This window comes from Hippea alviniae EP5-r (assembly GCF_000420385.1).
Classification (GTDB): Bacteria; Campylobacterota_A; Desulfurellia; order Desulfurellales; family Hippeaceae; genus Hippea; species Hippea alviniae.
On sequence record NZ_ATUV01000001.1, the window covers coordinates 136204 to 154278 of the forward strand.

Annotated in this window: 20 protein-coding genes and 1 tRNA gene; 15 read left to right on the forward strand and 6 right to left on the reverse strand. The window is 36.6% G+C overall.

Translation table 11 applies throughout. The features are described 5' to 3' along the window. Genes fliG through G415_RS09325 form a run of 5 tightly spaced genes read left to right on the forward strand, consistent with a single transcriptional unit; the run spans nt 1 to nt 4062 of the window. A complete protein-coding gene (gene fliG / locus G415_RS0100765) occupies nt 1-1035 on the forward strand; it encodes a flagellar motor switch protein FliG (RefSeq protein ID WP_022669669.1) in 1035 nt (344 codons plus the stop codon). Then, nucleotides 1035-1784 (forward strand): FliH/SctL family protein, encoded by a 750-nt coding sequence (locus G415_RS0100770; RefSeq protein WP_022669670.1) that lies wholly within the window; start codon nt 1035-1037, stop codon nt 1782-1784. Before fliG ends, G415_RS0100770 begins: the two co-directional genes overlap by 1 nt. Continuing rightward, nucleotides 1777-3081, forward strand: coding sequence for a flagellar protein export ATPase FliI (fliI, locus tag G415_RS0100775; protein WP_022669672.1), 1305 nt, complete (start codon nt 1777-1779; stop codon nt 3079-3081). Before G415_RS0100770 ends, fliI begins: the two co-directional genes overlap by 8 nt. Continuing rightward, nucleotides 3081-3533 (forward strand): flagellar FliJ family protein, encoded by a 453-nt coding sequence (locus G415_RS10565; protein ID WP_022669673.1) that lies wholly within the window; start codon nt 3081-3083, stop codon nt 3531-3533. Before fliI ends, G415_RS10565 begins: the two co-directional genes overlap by 1 nt. After that, entirely contained in the window at nt 3484-4062 is a 579-nt protein-coding gene (locus tag G415_RS09325; RefSeq protein WP_155825405.1) for a MotE family protein, read from the forward strand. The genes G415_RS10565 and G415_RS09325 overlap by 50 nt, the downstream gene beginning before the upstream one ends. Here the strand turns inward: G415_RS09325 and G415_RS0100790 are convergent. From G415_RS0100790 to G415_RS0100815, 6 genes are all read right to left on the reverse strand, one after another. Continuing rightward, the gene (locus G415_RS0100790) at nt 4049-5182 is read right to left on the reverse strand and encodes an ABC transporter substrate-binding protein (RefSeq protein WP_022669675.1); all 1134 of its coding nucleotides are present in this window, start codon (nt 5180-5182) and stop codon (nt 4049-4051) included. The two genes, G415_RS09325 and G415_RS0100790, sit on opposite strands and share 14 nt — an antisense overlap. Before the next feature lie 12 nt (nt 5183-5194). Then, nucleotides 5195-5629: an ACT domain-containing protein gene (locus G415_RS0100795; protein ID WP_022669676.1), complete on the reverse strand. Its 435-nt coding sequence runs from the start codon at nt 5627-5629 to the stop codon at nt 5195-5197. Between the two features lie 9 nt (nt 5630-5638). Beyond that, nucleotides 5639-6940 (reverse strand): phenylacetate--CoA ligase family protein, encoded by a 1302-nt coding sequence (locus tag G415_RS0100800; protein WP_022669677.1) that lies wholly within the window; start codon nt 6938-6940, stop codon nt 5639-5641. A gap of 3 nt (nt 6941-6943) precedes the next feature. Beyond that, nucleotides 6944-7204, reverse strand: coding sequence for a glutaredoxin family protein (locus tag G415_RS0100805; protein WP_022669678.1), 261 nt, complete (start codon nt 7202-7204; stop codon nt 6944-6946). Nucleotides 7205-7281: 77 nt separating this feature from the next. After that, nucleotides 7282-8793: a threonine ammonia-lyase, biosynthetic gene (gene ilvA, locus G415_RS0100810; protein ID WP_022669679.1), complete on the reverse strand. Its 1512-nt coding sequence runs from the start codon at nt 8791-8793 to the stop codon at nt 7282-7284. Nucleotides 8794-8813: 20 nt separating this feature from the next. Next, nucleotides 8814-8889, reverse strand: a tRNA-Ala gene (locus tag G415_RS0100815). A 130-nt stretch (nt 8890-9019) separates the two neighbouring features. On the opposite strand from G415_RS0100815, the gene G415_RS0100820 reads away from it, so the two are divergent. From G415_RS0100820 to smpB, 10 genes are all read left to right on the forward strand, one after another. Further along, nucleotides 9020-9898 carry a DUF302 domain-containing protein gene (locus G415_RS0100820; RefSeq protein WP_022669680.1) on the forward strand — a complete coding sequence of 293 codons (879 nt, stop codon included), beginning with the start codon at nt 9020-9022 and terminating at the stop codon, nt 9896-9898. A 210-nt stretch (nt 9899-10108) separates the two neighbouring features. After that, a complete protein-coding gene (locus G415_RS0100825) occupies nt 10109-11788 on the forward strand; it encodes a methyl-accepting chemotaxis protein (RefSeq protein WP_022669681.1) in 1680 nt (559 codons plus the stop codon). A gap of 14 nt (nt 11789-11802) precedes the next feature. Further along, nucleotides 11803-12405 (forward strand): hypothetical protein, encoded by a 603-nt coding sequence (locus tag G415_RS0100830; RefSeq protein ID WP_022669682.1) that lies wholly within the window; start codon nt 11803-11805, stop codon nt 12403-12405. A gap of 35 nt (nt 12406-12440) precedes the next feature. Beyond that, nucleotides 12441-12686 carry a hypothetical protein gene (locus G415_RS0100835; RefSeq protein WP_162138527.1) on the forward strand — a complete coding sequence of 82 codons (246 nt, stop codon included), beginning with the start codon at nt 12441-12443 and terminating at the stop codon, nt 12684-12686. Between the two features lie 142 nt (nt 12687-12828). Continuing rightward, nucleotides 12829-13890, forward strand: coding sequence for a type IV pilus biogenesis protein PilM (gene pilM / locus G415_RS0100840; RefSeq protein WP_022669684.1), 1062 nt, complete (start codon nt 12829-12831; stop codon nt 13888-13890). Then, complete coding sequence (locus G415_RS0100845; RefSeq protein ID WP_022669685.1) at nt 13887-14477, forward strand: PilN domain-containing protein; 591 nt, start codon at nt 13887-13889, stop codon at nt 14475-14477. Before pilM ends, G415_RS0100845 begins: the two co-directional genes overlap by 4 nt. A 4-nt stretch (nt 14478-14481) precedes the next feature. Next, the gene (locus G415_RS0100850; RefSeq protein WP_022669686.1) at nt 14482-15021 is read left to right on the forward strand and encodes a type IV pilus inner membrane component PilO; all 540 of its coding nucleotides are present in this window, start codon (nt 14482-14484) and stop codon (nt 15019-15021) included. An 18-nt stretch (nt 15022-15039) separates the two neighbouring features. After that, nucleotides 15040-15459 (forward strand): hypothetical protein, encoded by a 420-nt coding sequence (locus tag G415_RS0100855; protein ID WP_022669687.1) that lies wholly within the window; start codon nt 15040-15042, stop codon nt 15457-15459. A 9-nt stretch (nt 15460-15468) separates the two neighbouring features. Then, entirely contained in the window at nt 15469-17568 is a 2100-nt protein-coding gene (locus G415_RS0100860; protein WP_022669688.1) for a type IV pilus secretin PilQ, read from the forward strand. Next, nucleotides 17568-18014 (forward strand): SsrA-binding protein SmpB, encoded by a 447-nt coding sequence (smpB, locus tag G415_RS0100865; RefSeq protein ID WP_022669689.1) that lies wholly within the window; start codon nt 17568-17570, stop codon nt 18012-18014. Before G415_RS0100860 ends, smpB begins: the two co-directional genes overlap by 1 nt. The last annotated feature ends 61 nt before the right edge of the window (nt 18015-18075 follow it).

The window sequence follows — 18075 nt, forward strand, 5'->3', positions numbered from 1 at the left end:
ATGCCAGCGCAAAAGAGTGCAGCTGATATAAAAACCAGCGAAGATTTGACGCCACATCAGAAAGCAGCAATTCTTACGATTGTTCTTGGCGACGATTTGTCTGCAAAGGTTTTGGCACACTTACCTAAGCAAGACATAGAAGCCATCTCGAAAGAGATAGCCTTTATGAAGACAATTGACCCAAAGATAATCCGCGAGGTCGTTGATGAGTTTTACAAGATGCTCAAGGCTAAAGAGTTTATGAGTGTTGGTGGCCTTGAGTATGCGAAGGAGATTTTGGTTAAGACATTAGGCCCAGAAGAAGCCCAGAGAATTATAGACAAGCTTATAAAGATGATGGAATCGAGCTATGGTTTTGATTATCTTGAGAATATAGACCCAAAGCAGTTGGTTAAATTTATACAGAGCGAACATCCGCAGACGATTGCTATTATTCTTGCCCATCTTGACCAGTCAACGGCAGCTGAAGTTTTGAGCCTTTTACCTAAGGAGCTTCAGGCCGATGTTACGCTTAGAATGGCATCACTTGAGAATATATCGCCGACGGTTATAAAACATGTCTCTGAGATTTTGGAGCATAAGCTTGAAAGTGTCAGTGGCTCTAATATTGAACTTGGTGGTGTTAGGAAGGTTTCAGAGATTATTAACAGAATGGGTAGGGTTGAGTCTAAAGCCTTAATTGATGCTATAGCTGAGCATAATCCAGACCTTGCAAGTCAGATAAGGGATATGATGTTTGTTTTCGAAGATATTATCAAGCTCAGCGATACGGATATTCAAGAACTTCTCAAACATGTTGATAAGAAAGACCTTATTATGGCATTGAAGGGCGCATCTGACGAGCTTAAAGATAAGTTCTTTAAAAATATGTCTTCGCGTGCTGCTGAAACTCTCAAAGAAGAGCTTGAATTCTTGGGTGCTGTTAAGGTTAAGGATGTTGAGCGTGCACAGAAGGTTATTGTTGATATAGTAAGGAAGCTTGACGAAGAAGGTGTTATCTCCATAGGCGGCGGTGGCGAGGAGGTCGTCGTTTAATGCCTATTGAAGTTGAAGAGTTTGTATTCGAAGATTTCGATGATGAAGGGTTTGAGTCAGAAGAGTTAGAAAAACATGAAAGTGAGAGTGCTTCTAATAGTGCTCAGACAGACTCTCAAGGTGCAAAAAACAATCAGGAAAATCAAGAGCAGGCTATAGCGTTTGATAAAGAAGAGATAAAAAGACAGCTTCAGACTATAATAGAGACAACAAAACAGGAAGCTCTAAAGGAAGCACAACTAATAAAAGAGCAGGCAAAGAAAGAAGGGTTTGAACTTGGTTATAAGGAAGGATATGAGAAAGGGCTAAAGGATGCCAAAGGGATTTTTGATAAGACGATTGAAGAGTATACGGCAAAGATGCAGCAGGCGATAGCAAAACTGATAGATACAGCCGCTGAGATATCAAGGAGATACGAAGAGCTTGAGAATGCCGCAACGGATATGGTTTTGCAGATTGCAAAAAAAGTAATAGCGGGCGAACTTGTTCAGAATAAGGATGCAATAAATAATATGGTTAAAGAAGCATTGGGAATCGTTGAGTCTGATAAGATAAAACTCAAGATGCATCCAGATGATGCCAAAAATGTGAATATCAGCTCTCTTGGTAGCAATAAGAACATAGAGATTGTCGAAGATGATAAACTATCAAAGGGTTCTCTCATTATAGAAGAAGCAAACGGCAATGTGATAGATGCAAGCGTGGATACAAAACTAAAGCAGATTAAGGGTTCACTTGTAAATGAGTAAAATATTAAGAATTAAAGAAGCACTTGAGAAGTCCAACCTTGTCATAACTTATGGTAGGGTTAAAAAGGTTTCTGGCTTGACGATTAAATCGACGGGTCCCAAAAATGTTAAGATAGGTGATGTATGCAAAATAGAGACAGATAACGGCTGGATAGATAGTGAAGTTGTTGGGTTTGATGAAGATGGAGTTGTTTTAATGCCACTTGGCACACTTGACGGGATTAAAGCCGAAAGCCTTGTAAAATCCGAAGGAAGGGGATTATCCGTTCCCGTTGGTGAGAAGTTTTTGGGAAGAGTTGTTAATGCTTTAGGTAGACCCATAGACGGCAAAGGGTCTATCAGAATAGATAGCTTTTATCCCGTTTATCCAAAGCCTGTTCCACCGCTTGAAAGGGAGATAATAAAGGAGCCTTTAAGCGTTGGTGTTAAAGCCATAGACGGACTTTTGACCATAGGAAAAGGACAGAGAGTTGGTATATTTGCAGGTAGTGGTGTTGGTAAAAGCACACTTATGGGTATGATAGCAAGGAATAGTTCAGCTGATGTAAATGTGATTGCCCTTATTGGTGAGCGTGGCAGGGAAGTTAGAGAGTTTATCGAGAAGGATTTAAAAGAAGAAGGTCTAAAAAGAAGTGTGGTTGTGGTTGCAACAAGCGATGAAGCACCACTTTTAAGAAGGGAAGGTGCGTTTGTTGCAACGGCTATTGCTGAGTTTTTCAAAGACCAGGGTGCCGATGTGATGCTTATGATGGATTCTGCCACGAGATTTGCTATGGCTCAGAGAGAGATAGGTTTGGCTGTTGGTGAGCCACCAACAACAAAGGGCTATACACCGAGTGTTTTTACACTTCTGCCAAGACTCATGGAAAGAGCAGGCAATTTTAAAAACGGTTCCATTACGGCTATCTATACGGTTTTGGTTGATGGTGATGATTTGATGGAGCCTATAGCTGATGCATCCCGTTCTATACTTGACGGACATATCGTTTTGTCAAGAAAGATAGCAGAGAAGGGCAGGTATCCTGCGATAGATGTTTTGAAAAGCATATCAAGGCTGATGAATTCAATAGCCGACGAGAAACATAAGCAACTCGCTTTAAGGATAAGAAAAGTTCTGTCTGTTTATGCAGATGCTGAGGATTTGGTCAACATAGGCGCTTATGTGAAAGGAAGCAATAAAGATATAGATGAAGCACTTAAATACATAGATAGGGTTGAGAATTTTCTTGCTCAGAAGATAGAAGAGAGTTTTTCGTTTGATGACACTTTAAAACTGATGGAGTCAATATTTAGCTGATGTTTGTTTTTAAGTTTGAGAAGCTTTTGAAAATAAAATCAAAGTTGCTTGATGAGAAAAGACTTCAGATAGCGCGCTTTGATGCGAAGATAAAAGAGAAAGAAGCAGAGAGAGATAAGCTTTTAGATGAGAATAATCAGCGGAGAAAAAAGATTTTTGAGATTTTGACTTCAAAGAGACCTGACAGCAGAATGATTATGTTTTTAAACGAGAATGTGGAAAAGACAGATGTTGCCATAAAGGTGGTTGAGTTTGAGATAGAGATGCTCAAGAAGGAGAAAGAGAAACTAATTAAAGAAGCTGCTGAGCTGTTGAAAGAGAAGAAGAAGCTTGAGAAGTTAAAAGAGAAAAAGTTCGAAGAGTTTAAGGAAGAAATCTCTAAAAAGGAGATGAGATTTTTAGATGAGATTGCGTCTGTTAAGGTTGCTTCTAAGCTTGCTAATGGCAGTTAGCATCATACATGCTCCTGTCTATGCAGAAAACAGCAATAGGAATTTAAGCAACATAGTTGATAAGATAAATGAGCTAAAAACCCTTGAGAGTTTGCTTAATAAAAAGATAGCAAAGCTCGAAAAACTTAAAAGTCAGCTGGATAAAGAGAAGAAGGAGCTTCAAGCTTTAAAGAAACAGACAGATGAGTATGTTAAGAAAAAGAAGAAGGAAGCAGACGATTATTATGCAAATATAAAAAAGCAGGTTGATGCGTATATTCAGCAGAAACAGAAGGAACTTGAATCCTTACAAAAGCAGATAGCAACAGAGAAGATAAAAAAACTTGCCCAGATTTATGCTGCTGCAAAGCCACAGGCTGCAGCTGATGAGTTGTCAAATATGGATGAAGAGACAGCCGCCCAGATTCTCGTTTTTATGAGACCCAGGCAGGCTGGTGCAATAATATCAAAAATGCAACCCAAAAAGGCTGCAAGCATCTTTCAGAAATACCTTATGAAAAAAGGTCAGCTTAAAATCAATAAGCAATAAGCTTCCACGAACCATTTTCTATTTTAACTATACAGAAGTCGCTCGGGTCTAAGCCAGCATGGTCGTCTTTTGAGTATGTGAATACACCCGTTATACCAACGAAGTTTTTTATCTTTTCAAGGCTGTCCCTTATCTGAGCAGGTGTTTGAGCACCTTCTTTTATAACCTTTACAAGCATCATGAAGGCATCGTAAGCATGGCCACCAAATGTTGATACAGGCCCAAATGTTTTCTCATACTCTTCTTTGTATTTCAAAAGAACAGCCCTTTGTGGGTCTGTCTTTGGAAGTTGCTCTGCAACGAGTAGTTTTCCAGCAGGCAAGATAATGCCTTCAGCTGATTTACCTGCAAGCTGAATAAACCTTTTTGATGCAACACCATGACTCATAAATAGTGGTATCTTTATGTTTAGCTCTTTTGCGTTTTTTGCAACTGATGCAGGACCTGGGTTTGTTCCCCAACAGATTATGGCTTGAACGCCTTTGGTGTTTTTTATTTTTATTAATTGGCTTGTCATGTTTGTGTCTGTTGCACCAAATGTCTCATCCCTTAAGATTGTTATGTTGTATTTTTGTGCAAGTTTTTTTAGCTCTTCTCTTCCGCTTTCTCCAAAGCCCGTCTCTGCTGTTAGGATGGCTACCTTGTGTATGTTGTGATCTTGTAAGTAGCTATACAGTCTTTCTACAGCAAGACTATCTGACGGCGCCGTTTTAAATACCCATCTCTTTGTTGGTGTTGTAATTTTATAGCTTGAAGCCATAGATATAAGTGGAATATGAGCCCTTTGAATGAAGGGTATTATAGCAAGGGTTGAACCACTCCTTGTAGGGCCTATAATTGCATCAACCCTGTCAGAGTAGATGAGTTTTCTTGTGAGTATGACGGTTGAAGATGGGTCTCCTTTTGTATCATAGATAATGAGTTTTATCTTGTTTCCGTTTATCCCACCATTTTTGTTTATCTTGTCAGCGAGCATTTGAAGTGTGTTTTTCTCTGGTTCACCTAAGAATGAAGTTGGCCCTGTTATAGAAACTAAAGCACCTATCTTTATTACCTTTGCCTGTGCAGATAGACTAAAAAGCAATAAAACCGCCACAACTCCCGCCAAGACTTTTTTCATTTTATTCCCCCCTTAAATTTCTCTTATCTCTTCTTGAGAAAGCATCTGTATGTTGTTTTCCGATAAGATTTTTTCTGCCTTTTCTGTTTCTGAAAACTTAAAGACCATTACGGCTTTACCTTCAATTGGTGATGCGAATCCATACATGTATTCAATGTTTATCTGGTTATCTGCGAGTATTTTTAGAACATTTGCCAAAGCTCCGGGTTTGTCATCAATCATGCAGGCTATGATGTGTGTTTCTGCTATTGTAAAGCCGTTTTCTTTTAATACCCTTATTGCATCGTCGGTGCCTTTTACAACGAGTCTTACTATGCCGAAGTCGGTTGAGTCAGCCAAAGATAGAGCCTTTATGTTTATGCTGTGTTTTCCTAAAAGTTCAACAACTTCAAGCAGTCTGCCCGGTCTGTTTTCAACAAATACAGAAATCTGTCTAATTCTTTTCATCTTTGACTCCTAAATCTTTCTTTTATCTATAACCCTTTTTGCCTTTCCTTCAAATCTTTGCAAGCTCTTTGGTTCTGCCAATGTTACCTTTACCGTTATTCCGTATAAGTCTTTTATGTCTTTCTCTATCCTTTCTTTGAGTTTTTGCAGGTGTCTGATTTCATCTGAGAACATCTTTTCACTGACTTCAACCTTTACTTCAAGCGTATCAAGGTTGTTGATTCTATCAACGATTAGCTGATAGTGTGGTTCTACGCCTTCTGTTTCCATAAGCAAAGCTTCTATTTGACTTGGGAAGATATTGACACCCCTTATGATGAGCATGTCGTCTGTTCTGCCTTTGATACGCTCAATTCTTCTGTGTGTTCTTCCACATTTGCATGGCTCTTTGATTATTCTTGTTATGTCTCTTGTTCTGTATCTGATTAAAGGTATAGCTTCTTTTAGTATAGTGGTTATTACAAGTTCACCTTCTTCACCATCTGGTAGAACTTCTCCTGTTTCTGGGTCTATTATCTCTGGTATAAAGGCATCTTCCCAAATGTGAAGCCCGTGTTTTGCTTCTATACACTCGATGGCAACACCAGGGCCTAATATTTCGCTTAATCCATATATATCTATTGCATCAATACCAAGTTTTTCTTCTATCATTCTTCTCATCTCTTCACTCCACGGTTCAGCACCTAAGATGCCGACTCTCAATTTTATTTCATCTCTACTTATGCCCATCTCTTTTAGAGTCTCTGCAAGATATAGAGTATAAGATGGTGTTGCTGTTAGAACCGTGGAACCAAAGTCTTTCATTATCATTATCTGTTTTTTTGTGTTGCCGCCGGATATTGGTATAACAGTTGCACCTAACCTTTCGCCGCCGTAATGTGCACCCAATCCGCCTGTAAATAGGCCATATCCGTATGCGTTTTGAATAATATCGCCTCTGCTTACACCTGCTGCAGCAAATGAACGTGCCATTAACTCAGACCAGACTTCTATGTCTCTTTTTGAATACCCTACAACTGTTGGTTTGCCTGTTGTTCCACTTGATGCATGAACCCTTACAACCTGTTCAAGTGGAATGGTGAAAAGGCCAAACGGATAGTTATCCCTTAAATCTTGCTTTGTTGTAAATGGCAGTCTTTTTAAATCGTCAAGTTTTTTTATATCTTCTGGTTTTACGCCAGCTTCATCGAATTTCCTTTTATAAAAAGGAACAAGGTTATAAACCCTTTCAGCCGTATGTTGGAGCCTTTTTAATTGTAGTGCTTCTAATGCTTCCCTTGGCAGGGTTTCCATCTCATCATCGTAAATCATAAATCACCTCAAACCGAGATATTTATCTATCTTTGGTTTATCAAAGCCTACAATAGCCTTCGAACCTATTAAAACTACTGGTACACCAGTTTGACCTGTTCGTCTAACCATGTCTTCTGCTGCTCTTCTATCTCTTGATACATCAACATCTTTAAATTTTATGCCGTGCTGTCTTAAATACTGCTTTACTCTATTGCACCATGGGCAGCTTGGCGTTGAAAATACCACAACTCTTGGCTGTTTCTCTGGTTTTTTAGTTGCCATTTTGTTTCTCACCTCCGCTTCAAAGTTTTAGCACTCTTAATATTATTCTGCTAATTCAAGCTGTCAATATAACAAAATTATAAGAATAATCTGCATGCTATGTTTGTTGTCTCTTCGGTGTAGTCATAATTTAAGTCATTTAAAAACTTGTTGAATTCTTCCTTTTCTTCCTTTGGAATCTCAAAACCAACAAAGACTCTTCCAAATTCCCCGCCATGTCTTCTGTAGTGGAATGCCGTTATATTCCATCTCTCTTTCATGTTGTTTAAGAATTTCATCAAAGCACCTGCTTTTTCTGGGAATCTAAAGTTGTAAAATATCTCGTTCTCGACAAAAGGACATTTGCCGCCAATCATATATTTTATGTGGTCTTTTATTAGCTCGTTGGGTGTTACATCCATTGCATAATAACCTTCTTTTCTCATTCTTTCTAATATTTTTTGATTTTCCTTTTCGTAATCTATGGTTAGACCAACGAGCAGATAGGCTTCTTCTCTGCTTGAAATTCTATAGTGGAATTCAGAAACATTTTTATCTTGAATAACCCGTTGACAGAATTTTTTAAACTCACCCGGCCTTTCTGGAATTTTAACTGCATATAGGGCTTCCTGTTTTTCTCCTATTATCGCTCTTTCTGCGACATAGCTGAGTCTATCGAAGTTCATATTGGCACCTGAGTTTATCGCAACAAGTGTTTTATTTTTTATCCCCTTATCTTTTATGTATTTCTTTATACCTGCAACACCCAAAGCGCCCGCCGGTTCTACTATATGTCTTGTGTCGTAGTAGATATCTTTTATTGCCGATGCAATCTCGTCAACATTTACCAGTATTATCTCATCGACATATTCTTTTGTTTTTTCAAATGTTATCTCTCCGACTTCCTTTACTGCAACGCCGTCTGCGAATATGCCAACCCTGTCCAATACGACCCTTTTGCCTTCCTTTATAGATAGATACATCGCGTTGCTTTCTGTTGGTTCAACACCGATAATTTTCACCTGCGGATAGATGTTTTTTATATATGTTGCTATGCCTGATATTAAGCCGCCACCGCCTATAGGCACAAATACAGCATAGGGTATCTCTTTTGAAGTTTGTCTTAAAATCTCAAGCCCTATTGTTCCTTGACCTGCAATGACCAATTCATCGTCGAAAGGTGGAATATATGTCAAACCTGTCTCTTTTATTAATTTTTTGCAATACTCATAGGCTTCTGAATAGTTATCACCTTTTAAAACGACTTCTGCACCGTGTCTTTTTACGGCTTCCACTTTTATTTGTGGCGTTGTCTCTGGCATTACAATGACTGCTTTTATACCTAAAACCTTAGATGATAAAGCCACGCCTTGAGCATGGTTTCCTGCCGATGCAGCTATTACACCCTTTTTTTTCTGTTCTTCTGAGAGATTTACGATTTTGTTGTATGCTCCTCTGATTTTGAATGAGAAGACATCTTGTAAATCTTCCCTTTTCAGAAGAATTCTGTTGTTTAATTTTTTTGAAAGATTTACAGCAAAGTCTAAGGGTGTCTCCTTTACTATATCATAAACCCTTGCCGTTAGGATAAGTCTGAATATGGTGTCCATTTTGTTTATCCCCCTGCAATTGGTGGACGGTAGGGGAGTCGAACCCCCGACCTCTACCGTGCGAAGGTAGTGCTCTCCCAACTGAGCTAACCGCCCGATTGCACAAAATATAAAAAAAGCCTTTTGGGTTGTCAAATTTAAAATAAAACTCTTAGATAATTAATTCATTGACATAACCTTATTAGTCAATTATAATTTTTAAAAATTTTTAGAAGGAGGTGTTTGAATGAGAAAGATTTTCTTCATGGTAGTTGCTTTGCTATTCGTGAGTAGGATTTCGTTTGCATCACTTACAACCTATGAACTTGTGGGAACTGTAGCTAACCCGAATCATCAGTCTGTTGTCAAAAATGTTAAGAGTGCTTTAGAGTCAGCGGGATTTAAAGTTCTTACATCTTATAATCCGGGCGATTTGGCCGATCTTACTGTATTGATAGTTAAATCAGATGAATTCTTTAATGCCGTCAACAAGGCTGGTAAACATGCATTTTTTGCAGTTCCTTTAAGGGTTGGTATTCAGAAGACAAAAAGTGGAAATAGTGTGATGTTTGCAAATCCTGTTTATCTTGTAGATGCTTTTGCAAAGGGTAAGGACTCTCTTGAAAGTGTTGCCGAAAAGGTAAAGAATGAGCTTGAGAACGCTTTAAGTAAAGTTAAGGGTATAAAGGTTGAAAAGAAAGCTTTTGGTTACAAGACAGACCCTGAAGAAATAGGAAACTGGCAGATGATGGGCCAGAGTCTTTACACCATTTATGAAGTTGGCCACAAGTACGGCTCTATTGATGCTGCTTTAAAAGCTCTTAATGACTCTTTATCAAAGGGAACAAATGGCTGGAAGAAGGTTTATGAGATAAAACTTGGTAAGGCTGCTGTTGTGGGTGTTGCAAATCCAAAATACGAAAAAGAAGCTTTTGAGATAGGCGGTTATGACCATCTTTGTGCTTTTCCAATAGAGCTTGTAATTTATGACAATGGCAAGATTAAAGCTCTTCCAGAAATGTATAGAATGTCTCTGTATTTTATGGATGCTGGTATGAGCGCTTTTGCTGCTCATATGTCTATGCCTGGAGAAATAGACGATTCTTTGAAGGGGCTTCTTAAATAGATTAAACCCCTCCCTCTCTTACTCATAAAGGCGGGCTTCCATGCCCGCTTTTTTTGTTAATAAGTTTTCTCAAATAGAAGGCGATTTTTTTTTTTTACTTTTTTGCCAAAAATAATAAACAACAATAATAATATATTAAAATCTTGACTTTTTACATATTAGATGTAATATTCCACTTACCAAAAAAACAAAAGGTAAGGAGGAGGCTCAATGAAAAACTTACGCTTCAAACAGAAACTTCTCCTTTATGGTGTAGGAGCAACGATGGTGTTCATTTTAATTTTTGGTGTTTACTATGTATTTTGGGGAGCGACATTGATAAAAGATAGGTTTAATCAGACCTATGAACTTATAGTTAAGTATAATAAGGATAAAGTTGAAACAATCGTTGACGGTTTGGTTGAGAAGTATAATCACTTGCTTAAGCAAGGTGTTGATGTTGAAGGTGTAAAAAAAGAAATTATAGCCGATGTGAATACTATACGGTATGGTAATGGTAATTACATTTTCGTTCTTAATAAGAATGGAGTTCTTATAGCTGACCCAGAAGACCCTCAACTCGTGGGTAAGAATGTTTATAGTTTAACTGACAGAAATGGGAAATATCCTTTTAGACTCATAATAGATTTGGCTTTAAGTAAAGGTAGAGGGTTTGTTGAGTATATGTGGCATAAACCTAATGATGATGTTGATGAAAAGATAGTTTATGTGAAGCTTATACCTAAGGTAAACTGGATTTTAGCAAGCGGTATATATTTAGGTGAGCTTAAAAAAGAAGCCAACTTATACAGAAGTTTAATTAAGGCAAGAATGGTGAGAAGTTATTTGGTGTCTGCTGGTATGGCTATACTTGCTTTGCTGGCTGTTTTATTGTTTGGCTCTTATTTGTCGGAGAAATTGATGATGCCTTTAAAGGAGATGGCTCATAATTTAGAAGAATTGGAGACTGGTGATGGGGATTTGACAAAAAGGGTTATTTTGCATAGTGGTGATGAGTTTGAGGATTTGGCAAATAAATTAAACAACTTTTTGAATAGTATGCAGCAACTTGTGAAGGATATAAGGGATTCTGCTGAAAGAGTTATTCAGGAATCTGAAACACTTTCTTCTTCTGCCACTGAAACAGCGGCAAGTGTTGAAGAGACGAGCAGGAATTTAGAAGAGATGGTTAACGCTTTAAACGACATGACAGAAGCGGTTAACAATGTTGCTAAATCAGCAGAGGGTATAAATGAACAGACGGAAATAGTAGGAGAGATAAATGATAAGATGCTTAAGGATATAAAGGATAGAGTTGAGAGAATGAATGAAAATGCAGCTTTGGCTAGAAAAGCAATGGAACAAATTAATAAGGTGGGCGAATCTTCTAAAGAGATAGGACAAATTGTAAATGTTATTAGTGATATTGCAGACCAAACAAATCTTTTAGCTTTGAATGCTGCAATAGAAGCTGCACGAGCTGGTGAAGCAGGTAGAGGTTTTGCCGTTGTTGCTGACGAAGTAAGAAAGCTTGCAGAGAAGACTCAAAGAGCTACTGAAGAAATTAGAGAAATGATTCTCAAAATGCAACAGGATACTCAAAAATCGATAGAGATGACAAGGCAGGCTGAGGAAGGCATATTAAAAGAGCGTGAAAGAACTATAGAGGATGAGAAAAATATAAATGATATGGTGGCTCAACTTTCGAAGACTATAGAGGAGGTTAATGCAACCAGTGCGGCAACTGAAGAGTTGTCGGCGACTGTTACTGAGATAAATATGCAATCTCAAGAAATAAATCAGGCTGCAGAGGATAATTCTAAGGTGGCAGAACAGATAGCTCAGATGAGTGAAAGATTAAAGGAAGAGGCCGACAGACTTAACGAGTATGTAAGGAGATTTAAAGTTTAAGGAGGTGGCAGGGATTGAAAGACTTACTTAAGGAGATTATCGAAGAGTCTGTGGAAAAGATAAATCGGCAGGGTAAATTGTTTATCCCTGCCATTTACTATAAGGTTTTTGTAGAAACAGCCATAGAAAAAGGCTTAAACGAAGGTCAGTTGCATCGATTGATATATGGTAGTATCGATATAGAAGCAGAAGAAATAGAAAAGTTTCATGAGATTTCTAAAAAACTTATAGAAAATCTGTCTACTGTTGTTGATAAAGTTTCTAAAAGCGCCGAAAGAAAGTATAGATTATTAGAGGAAAAAGATAAAATTATCAATTTAAAATGGCAAGGCAAGATATATGAAGAAGTAGAGAGAATAAAACATGCTAATTTGTCCCTTTTTGATGTTCTTAGGAAGGTTGTAGATGCAGTTGAGAAATATGAAAAAGTGTTAGAGAGATTCAGGTTTAAAAATCAGCCCGATGCTATTACTGGATTTCCAAAGGGTGAATCAGTAAAAGGAGTGGCTGAGAGTTTCTTGTATAATTTTTATAGGTATTCTTCAGTTTTTAGCGTGTTGCTTCTTGAGATTGAAGATTTGGAAAGATACATAGATGTAGATACACTTAAAAAATAGCAAAACATTTTAGGCGTAACTTAAGGCAAAGCGATGTGATTGTTAGAATGGACGAGGAGTCTTTTGTAGTATTTCTTTATGGAACTGTTTATGATAAAGCTTTCATTGTTTTAAATAAAATGACAAGTATTTTTAGAAACAGCGTTGAAGAATCAGTGTATCATGGAGTTAAGTTGAAGTTTTCTCTTACTGAAGCCAAGGAAGGGGATACTTGGGAGAAAATATTAGAAAGGCTCTTTAGTCAGCAAAAATCCTTTCTTTTTCCCCCGAAAACTGGTTAAAATTTTTCATAGATAATCCGATTAAATTATAGTAAAAATTTGGAACTGGTTTTGCTACTGAATAATTGAGTTGACAAAAGGGTATTATGTATGATTTAATTTTAAAGATTAAGGAATTCTGTTATAGAAGGAGAATGGGAGTGTGCTTGGTTTAAGTAAAAGCGGGGTGGTCGGTGTTGACATCGGACACTATTACACGAAAGTCGTGAATGTTATAGATAAAAAGGGAGTTCTGGTTTTAAAACAAGCCTTCAGAGAGCTTACTCCGCAGGATGTTATTACTTCAGAAGGTGTTGATGATGTTGTTCTGGGGGATTTTCTTAGATCTATATTCTCTCAACATGGCCTAAAGAGTAAAAATGTATCTGTTGCCCTGAACAGCTCATTCGTCATTACAAAAACGCTTAGCATTCCCTTAGTTGCCGATGAAGAGATAGAACAGGCTGTTATGTGGGAAGCCGAGCAGTATGCTCCTGTTAGTATGGAAGATGTTAATGTAAGTTATCAGATTCTTGATAAAAACGAAGATAAAAACGAGATGACTGTTCTTTTGGCTTTAACAAAAAAGGAGATAGTAGACTCGTATATAAAGGCTTTTAGTAGAGCCAAATTAAAAGTGAGTACAGTAGATGTAGATGTGTTTGCAATTTATAATTCTTTTGAAGCTAATAACAAAGAAGCTTTAAATAAGCACCTTCTTTTTGTGGACATGGGATATTCTTCGACCAAACTTATTTTTGTAAAAAAAGGTATTCCCATTTTTACTCGATATATGGATTTTAACTTTTCATCTTTAATAGAAGATGCCGTAGGTATTTTGTCTTTAAAAAAGGAAGAAATTAGTATATTGCTTGAAAGAAAACATAATGATGAGAAGAAGGAGTCATTGCTGAATTTTCTAAACGATAAACTTATTTCTCTATTTACTCAAATTCAGAACTCCATGACTTTTTATTTAAGTAATATATTGAATGTTGAAGAGCCAGTGGAAGAGGTAGTTCTTACTGGCATATTAGGTGCTTTGTATGAGAGTTTGAATATAGATATGATGAGAGAGTTTTTTAAAAGCGATATTTCAAGATATAATCCTTTTGATGTGGTTTCTAAGGATGAGTCAGGAGAAGCAATAGAAGAGACTACGCCGGATGTTTCGCCATTTTATTGTATAGCAAGCGGTTTAGCCTTAAGGAGTATAGTAAAATGATACGGATAAATTTATTAAGTGGTGAATCTGAGAAAAAGAAAAGCTCTAAAGGTGTAGAAGTAAATATTAATACTAAGGTTGTGGTGATAATTGTCGTTTTTCTGGTAGAATTTATTGCTCTTGGTGTAGCGACATATATGCTTAATGGGAAATTGAATAACTTAAAGGAAAGAAGAGATAAACTTGCTAATTTAGAAAAGAGAGTGAACAGAATAAAGGCTAAAATAAGGGAAGTTAATAGGATGGTTAAAGTGATAAAAAAACTTGAACAAGGCAGGGGTAATGCGGCGAAGTTGCTTGCCGAAGTGGCGAACTCTATACCTTCTTTTTCTTTTAATGCAGGTGCTGTTGTTTCATCTACGGTTGGAGATGGTCTATGGTTTACGAGAATGAGAAAAAAAGGCAATGTTTTAACGATAGATGGAAAAAGTTTTTCTGCCGAGGCTGTTGCAGATTATATGATAAAGTTAGAGTCCCTTAAGGATGTGAAAATGGTTAGGTTTACAGGTGGGGGGTTAAGAAAAATCCTTTCGAAAAATGGAATTGATGTTTATAGTTTTTCTATAGCTATAACACTAAAAGGATAAGGGTATGGAAAACTTAGATTTAAAAAGGATGTTAATTGGAATTTTTGTGGGCGTTGTTTTAGTTGGAGGGTTATGGTATTACTTCTACTACCAGGATACTGCTGACCAGATAAATAGACTTCAAAGAGATATAGCGAGACTTCTCAAATATAAAGAGCAGATGCCTGTTTTGCTCAGAAAGTACAAAAGAGTTCAAAGTGAGTTTAAAGTTTATTCCAAACAGTTGCCTTTAAAGGAAGAAATCCCACCTTTACTTATAAAATTGAGTGGAATAATAAAAAGTGAAGGTGTTTCCCTTCTTTCATTCAAACCCAAGAAAGCGATAAGAGACAAGAGTGGCATCTATTATATAAAACCTATATCTATAAAAATAAGAGCTACTTATTTAGAGTGTGGAAAAGTGTTTGAAGATGTGTCAAAGATGGAAAGATTGTTTAGAGTTAAGGATTTTACGATTTCAAATCCAAAGATAATAAATTCTCACAAGGTGTTGGTAGATGTGGACTTTTCAGCCGAGACATACTATCTTAATCGAAAAAAGTAAGTTTGAAAAGGTGAAATAATGAGAAAGTTTATTGTTTTTGGTGTAATTGGAATTATGTTTGCTATTAGTTTATCAGCTTCGGGTTTTGAACTGAAAATAAAAAGAGACCCTTTCATGGATTTGCTTAAGTATGGAGAGCTAAAGGTGAAAGAAATTAAGTTGCACAAAAAATTGCAAGAGAGTGTAGAAGAGTATTTAAATAGAGAAGGAGAAATTATAAAATCTTCTTTAAGAGTAAAAATGATAGTTACGAGCAGAAAAGACCCTAAGGCTAAAGCTGCTTTGTTGTTTGGACCATCAATGGTTCCAATTGTGGTTATGGAAGGGTATAAACTAAAAGACGGTGTTTATGTGAAAGACATAAATAATAATGGTGTTGAGATTGAGATTAAGAGAGGAAATCATCACAAAACCATTGTGTTAAAAATTTCTAAGTAGGGGAAAGCTATGAAAACAAAAAAAGTTGTGGGTGTTGTTTTATTAGTTTTGATATGGAGTTTAATGATAGGAGTTGAGAGTTATTCGGCTATTGTTCAAGGTATAAGGGCAGCAAATGGTGTATGCGAGGTATATTATAGTGGAGATATAAGCTGCAATAAGATAGAGTTAAGTAATCCACCACGAATAGCTATTGACTTGATAGGAGTTGATAAGTGTGAAAGATGTGGTGCCGGTGTTAAGATATTGAGAGATGGAGATGTTTTTATTAAAAGCAGTTTGCATAGTAGTCCAGATGCTGTTTACAAGCTTTACGGTAAGCCAACCGAAAGAATAGTTTTTGTATTTAAACATGGTGAGAAACCAATATGTAAAATGGATAAGGCAAAGGGACATCTGGAAATAATATATGGTGAATCTGCGAAGAAAAAGAGTGTGAATGAGATAGAAAGAATCTCTTTGAGAAGGTTTAAAAATTACGAGATGATTGTTGTGCTGTTGAAGAAAAAGCCAGATTATAAGCTTGCTAAGAAAGGTAGAATTGTATCTCTTGTCTTTGATAATGTTTCCTCCGTAAAGGAGGCTTTAGAAAACCAATATTTTGACAACGATTCTTATAGCGTGAATTCGATAGTCTCGACTCAAAATGAGAATAAAATAAAGTATATCATAACGCTAAAAAAAGGTGCTTATTTAAAAAGATACTATGCAGATAAGAGACATGTGTATTTGATTTTTTCTAAAGAAAGAAGTGTTATTGATAACGGTAATGTAAGTAATGTGTCTAAAAAAGACAAAAATGTTCCAGGTAATGTGTCTAAAAATATAATAAATGTGAATAGAATAATATCCTTTGATGTTAGAGATGCCCAGCTCAAGGATGTGTTTAGGGTGTTTTCTCAGATTAGTGGACTGAATTTTATAATAGGGAGTGATGTGAAAGGGACTTTGACGATGAGGTTAAAGGATGTTCCACTTAACCAGGCATTTGAGCTCATTTTGCAACAAGAGGGCCTGGTTGCTGAAAGAATGGGCAATATAGTTATTATAGAGACGGCTTCAAGGTATCAGAGAGAGAAAATGCAACAGCTTAAGGCTTTACAAGATAAAGAGAAACTTGAAAGAATGAAAAATGCTATTACTAAGGTTATAAATCTAAATTATATAACACCTGATTATGCCATAAATATAATAAATAAGCTTCTTTATAATGGTTCTAAAAGTAAAGGTTTTATTGTATCTGATGTAAAGAACAATGCTTTGATATGTCATGATACAGCTGATAATATAGCTAAAATAGAGAAGATAGTTAGGATGATAGACCACAAGAAAAAGGCTGTAGAAATAGATGCAAGAATTGTTGAGATAAGTAAAAATTTTGAAAGACAGCTCGGTATCCAGTGGGGCGGAAATTACTTTAGAAGTAATATAGGAACAAGTAGTACATTCTTTGGTGTCGGAGGGTATAATTCGCCAGCAGATGTGTCCAATGGTTTACCGCCAACTGAGAAATTTAATAATAATAATTTCGTAGTAAATTTACCTGCAAGCGTATCAATGTCTAGTATTCCCACTGTAAGCCTTGCCATAGGTAATGTGAATGCTAACTATAACCTTGATTTAAAGCTTACAATGGGGGAAATAGAAGGATATACAAAAGTTTTATCTTCTCCAAAAGTTGTTACGCTTGATAATGAACCTGCCCAAATAGAGAGTGGGCAGGCTATTCCTTACAATGAATCTACAAAAACAGATGAGAGTAGTATAAAGTTTGTTGATGCTACTTTGTCTTTAGATGTTACTCCTCATATAACAGGGAATAATGTGATTCTGAAGATAAAAGTGAAGAAAGATTCTCCGGATTATTCACATAGTGTTAATGGTGAGCCTCCTATAAACAAGAATAGTGTATCTACGACAGTTATACTAAAGAATGGGCAAACACTTGTTATAGGTGGGCTAATTCAGAGAACTACAGAAAAAACAGTAAATGGCGTTCCTGGCCTTATGAGGATACCTTTATTAGGATGGTTATTTAAAACTAGAAAATATTCCAACCCCCAGAGAGAGCTTTACATCTTTGTAACGCCGCATATAATCAGCGACTGATGAGAGAGATAGTAAACAGAAAAGCAAGACACGATTACGAGATTTTAGAGACTTACGAAGCAGGGATAGAGCTTAAAGGTAGTGAAGTAAAGTCGATAAGAATGGGCTCGGCAAACTTGAAAGACAGCTATGCCGAGATAAAAAACGGCGAGGTGTTTGTAAACGGGTTTTATATAAGCCCTTACAAATTTGCCTCGCCGCATTCTAATCATGACCCGCATAGAAAGAAAAAACTTTTGCTTCATAAATATCAAATTAGAAAGCTTATAGGTAAAGTAAAAGAAAAGGGCTTAACTCTTATTCCGTTGAGGGTTTACTCAAAAAACGGCAAAATAAAGATGGAAATAGCTTTAGCTAAAGGTAAGAAGCTTTACGATAAAAGAAAAGATATAAAGGAAAGAGATTTGGCAAGGGAAGCAGAAAGGGAGCTTGCACGCTTTAGATAGCTCATAAATCCGTTGAAATAAAAATGCAATTGTATAGAATAAAGCGATTTTTGAATAAAGT

Excerpts from the sequence above, each read along its gene's own strand:
- G415_RS0100790 (WP_022669675.1), bottom strand. The coding sequence starts at position 5,182 with ATGAAAAAAGTCTTGGCGGGAGTTGTGGCGGTTTTATTGCTTTTTAGT.
- G415_RS0100850 (WP_022669686.1), top strand. The coding sequence starts at position 14,482 with ATGGAAAACTTAGATTTAAAAAGGATGTTAATTGGAATTTTTGTGGGC.
- fliG (WP_022669669.1), top strand. The coding sequence starts at position 1 with ATGCCAGCGCAAAAGAGTGCAGCTGATATAAAAACCAGCGAAGATTTG.
- G415_RS10565 (WP_022669673.1), top strand. The coding sequence starts at position 3,081 with ATGTTTGTTTTTAAGTTTGAGAAGCTTTTGAAAATAAAATCAAAGTTG.
- G415_RS0100770 (WP_022669670.1), top strand. The coding sequence starts at position 1,035 with ATGCCTATTGAAGTTGAAGAGTTTGTATTCGAAGATTTCGATGATGAA.
- G415_RS0100795 (WP_022669676.1), bottom strand. The coding sequence starts at position 5,629 with ATGAAAAGAATTAGACAGATTTCTGTATTTGTTGAAAACAGACCGGGC.
- G415_RS09325 (WP_155825405.1), top strand. The coding sequence starts at position 3,484 with ATGAGATTGCGTCTGTTAAGGTTGCTTCTAAGCTTGCTAATGGCAGTT.
- G415_RS0100860 (WP_022669688.1), top strand. The coding sequence starts at position 15,469 with ATGAAAACAAAAAAAGTTGTGGGTGTTGTTTTATTAGTTTTGATATGG.
- G415_RS0100805 (WP_022669678.1), bottom strand. The coding sequence starts at position 7,204 with ATGGCAACTAAAAAACCAGAGAAACAGCCAAGAGTTGTGGTATTTTCA.
- G415_RS0100825 (WP_022669681.1), top strand. The coding sequence starts at position 10,109 with ATGAAAAACTTACGCTTCAAACAGAAACTTCTCCTTTATGGTGTAGGA.
- fliI (WP_022669672.1), top strand. The coding sequence starts at position 1,777 with ATGAGTAAAATATTAAGAATTAAAGAAGCACTTGAGAAGTCCAACCTT.
- G415_RS0100800 (WP_022669677.1), bottom strand. The coding sequence starts at position 6,940 with ATGATTTACGATGATGAGATGGAAACCCTGCCAAGGGAAGCATTAGAA.
- G415_RS0100855 (WP_022669687.1), top strand. The coding sequence starts at position 15,040 with ATGAGAAAGTTTATTGTTTTTGGTGTAATTGGAATTATGTTTGCTATT.
- smpB (WP_022669689.1), top strand. The coding sequence starts at position 17,568 with ATGAGAGAGATAGTAAACAGAAAAGCAAGACACGATTACGAGATTTTA.
- G415_RS0100845 (WP_022669685.1), top strand. The coding sequence starts at position 13,887 with ATGATACGGATAAATTTATTAAGTGGTGAATCTGAGAAAAAGAAAAGC.
- G415_RS0100820 (WP_022669680.1), top strand. The coding sequence starts at position 9,020 with ATGAGAAAGATTTTCTTCATGGTAGTTGCTTTGCTATTCGTGAGTAGG.
- ilvA (WP_022669679.1), bottom strand. The coding sequence starts at position 8,793 with ATGGACACCATATTCAGACTTATCCTAACGGCAAGGGTTTATGATATA.